This window comes from Roseateles sp. P5_E11 (assembly GCF_054049355.1).
The window spans coordinates 1-1741 of sequence record NZ_JBFUMO010000869.1; the positions used below are offsets into that span (position 1 = coordinate 1).

A 1741-nucleotide genomic window follows, 5' to 3' on the forward strand; every position below is an offset into this window, starting at 1 on the left:
TGCCGGAGGTCAGCTTGAGGTTGAGCTCGGTGTAGGCGTGGTGGTATTCATAGGCCTGGAAGCCGACGAAGGTCGCGCCCAGCAGCACGGTGATCCACATCCACAGGATGGTCTTGCCGCGGTTGCCGGCGATCAGCGCGTGATGGGCGATGGTCAGCGTGACTGCCGGAGGTCAGCTTGAGGTTGAGCTCGGTGTAGGCGTGGTGGTATTCATAGGCCTGGAAGCCGACGAAGGTCGCGCCCAGCAGCACGGTGATCCACATCCACAGGATGGTCTTGCCGCGGTTGCCGGCGATCAGCGCGTGATGGGCGATGGTCAGCGTGACGCCCGAGGTCAACAGCAGGGCCGTGTTGATCGTCGGGATGGGCCAGGGGCCCATGGTGCTGAAAGCCTCGACGGTGCCCGCCGGCGCAGCGGTAAAGCCGGGCGCCGTGCTGGGCCAGATGGCCTTGAAGTCGGGCCACAGCAAGGCGTTTTCCAGGCTGCCAAGCACCGGCACCGAGTACAGGCGGGACCAGAACAGCGCGCCGAAGAAGGCGGCGAAGAACATCACCTCCGAGAAGATGAACCAGCCCATGCTCCAGCGGAAGGAGACATCGATGCGGTCGCTGTACAAGCCGCCTTCGCTCTCGCCGATGGCCTGGCGGAACCATTGCTGCAGCACGAAGGCCCAGAAGGCCAGGCCGCCGAACAGCGAGTACATGCCCCAGTCATGGCCGTTGACCCACTGGCCGGCGCCGAGGATGACGAAGAACAGGCCGATCGCGGCCATCACCGGATGCCGTGAAGGCGCCGGGACGAAGTAGTACGGGGTCTTGCCCGGGGTAGTCGCTGCCGACATGTTGTTCTCCTAGTACTCGCTCGTTCTGAACTCTGTTGCGGCGCGGGCCCTCAGGCCCCGGCCACGCCACTGCTGATGACCCAACGGACCAGCAGCACCAGCACCAATACAAACAGGGCGGCGCCAAGCACGCCCGCGATCAACACATGCACCGGGTTGAGCTTGGCCATGTCGTTCTCATGATCCTTGCCCCGGCGCACACCGAAAAAACTCCAGGCCACGGCCGAGATCGTCTGAGCCAGCGAGGCCTTGCGGCCCACGGCGTCCTTCAGATCCTTGCCCGCTTCGCTCACAGCGCGGCTCCCGCACCGGAACGCGATCCAGGTGCCTGGCCGAGCTTGACGCCACCCTTGCCCGCCACCTCGAAGAAGGTGTACGACAGGGTGATGGTCTTCACATCCTTGGGCAGCTTGGGGTCGATGACGAACACGACCGGCCACTGCTTGCTCTCGCCCGGCTTCAACGTGTATTCGTTGAAGCAGAAGCATTCCAGCTTGTTGAAATGCGCACTCGCCTGCATCGGCGCATAGCTCGGGATGGCCTGGGCCGCCATGGTGCGGTCCTGCACGTTGCGGAACTCGTACATGACCTGGGTCAGTTCGCCCGGGTGCACCGTCAGATGGCGCACCGCCGGCTTGAAGTCCCAGGGACCGCGGGCATTGGCGTCGAACTCGACCGTGATTTCACGGCTGAAGTCGATCTGGCCGTTGCCGTCGGCAATGCCCTTGCTGGAAAGCGCGGTCTGGCGCTCGGCCAGCGACAGCACGTTGATGCCCAGCGCATTGCAGATGGCCTTGTACAGCGGCACCAGCGCGTAACCGAAGCCGAACATCAACGCGACCACCACCGCCAGCTTCATGACGAGCTGCCGGTTGTCGCGATGCAGAGCGGCCAGGACG

At 64.3% G+C, this 1741-nt stretch carries 2 protein-coding genes and 2 pseudogenes; all 4 read right to left on the bottom strand.

Translation table 11 applies throughout. The features are described from left to right. Window positions 1-163, bottom strand: a pseudogene (locus ACXJKR_RS31570) (cytochrome c oxidase subunit 3); the annotation flags it as partial. A 1-nt stretch (window position 164) separates the two neighbouring features. Further along, window positions 165-842, bottom strand: a pseudogene (locus tag ACXJKR_RS31575) (cytochrome c oxidase subunit 3); the annotation flags it as partial. Window positions 843-892: 50 nt separating this feature from the next. Next, the gene (locus ACXJKR_RS31580) at window positions 893-1135 is read right to left on the bottom strand and encodes a DUF2970 domain-containing protein (RefSeq protein ID WP_457326213.1); all 243 of its coding nucleotides are present in this window, start codon (window positions 1133-1135) and stop codon (window positions 893-895) included. Beyond that, window positions 1132-1737, bottom strand: a complete 606-nt coding sequence (locus ACXJKR_RS31585) for a cytochrome c oxidase assembly protein (protein ID WP_457326214.1) — start codon at window positions 1735-1737, stop codon at window positions 1132-1134. The genes ACXJKR_RS31580 and ACXJKR_RS31585 overlap by 4 nt, the downstream gene beginning before the upstream one ends. Window positions 1738-1741: the final 4 nt, after the last annotated feature.